At 40.4% G+C, this 1281-nt stretch carries 1 protein-coding gene; it reads left to right on the top strand.

Features of this window, described 5'->3' with window-relative positions; all coding sequences use genetic code 11:
- On the top strand, positions 1-1281 hold a 1281-nt coding region (locus NAT47_RS12495; protein ID WP_250583253.1), incomplete at both ends, for a thrombospondin type 3 repeat-containing protein.

Genomic DNA, 1281 nt, shown 5'->3' with positions numbered 1-1281 from the left:
CAGCTACTGTTGTAGTAGCAAACGTTATTGATGCCGTAAATGATACACCAACGGCTATTACCTCAGGAGACAGCACCCCATCAGTAATTATTAACGACACTTTAGATGGCGCTCCAGTTGTAATTGGGACTAATCTAGGTCAAGTAACCTTAACAGGAACAACTGTTCCAGCAGGATTAACATTAAATCCAAACGGAACGATAACAGTAGCAGCAGGCACCCCATCGGGTACTTATACCGTTACTTACCAAATATGTGAAAACGGAGCAACTCCAGCTAATTGTGATACGGCTACCGCAACAGTTATTGTATCAAATGTTATAGATGCCGTGAACGATACTACTAATTCAATTAATGGTGTTACTGGAGGTACTTCAACATCTACTGTAATTTTGAATGATACATTAGATGGAGCTGCAATTATAATTGGTACTAATGTGGGTCAAGTTACTTTAACAGGTGTTACTATTCCAACTGGATTAACATTAAATTCTAACGGAACGATTAGTGTTGCGCCAAACACTCCAAGTGGTACTTATACAGTTGTTTATCAAATATGTGAAAACGGAGCTACTCCAGCTAATTGTGATACGGCTACCGTTACTGTTATTGTTGGAGAATGTATAGATTTTCCAATAAATGATTGTGATGGAGATGGCGTTACAAATGGTCAAGAGGTTACCGATGGAACCAATCCAAATGATCCATGTTCTTTAGTTTTAACGAGTCAAACGTTAAGCCCAAGTTCGGCTTGGTTAGCAGCGGATTGTGATGGTGATGGTGTAACTAATGGCCAAGAACTTACAGATGGAACTAATCCAAATAATCCATGTTCGTACACAGGTACAAGTCAGACATTGGCTACTAGTGGATTATGGTTAACAGCAGATTGTGATGGAGACGGCGTAACTAATGGTCAAGAGGTTACCGATGGAACCAATCCAAATGATCCATGTTCTTTAGTTTTAACGAGTCAAACGTTAAGCCCAAGTTCGGCTTGGTTAGCAGCGGATTGTGATGGTGATGGTGTAACTAATGGCCAAGAACTTACAGATGGAACTAATCCAAATAATCCATGTTCGTACACAGGTACAAGTCAGACATTAGCTACTAGCGGATTATGGTTAACAGCAGATTGTGATGGAGACGGAGTAACAAATGGTCAAGAGGTTACCGATGGAACCAATCCAAATGATCCATGTTCTTTAGTTTTAACGAGTCAAACGTTAAGCCCAAGTTCGGCTTGGTTAGCAGCGGATTGTGATGGTGATGGTGTAACTA

The sequence above is a fragment of the Flavobacterium fragile genome (genome assembly GCF_023634865.1).
Classification (GTDB): Bacteria; Bacteroidota; Bacteroidia; order Flavobacteriales; family Flavobacteriaceae; genus Flavobacterium; species Flavobacterium fragile.
Note: the sequence above shows the minus strand (reverse complement) of the source record. Positions and strands in the feature narration are given on the sequence as shown.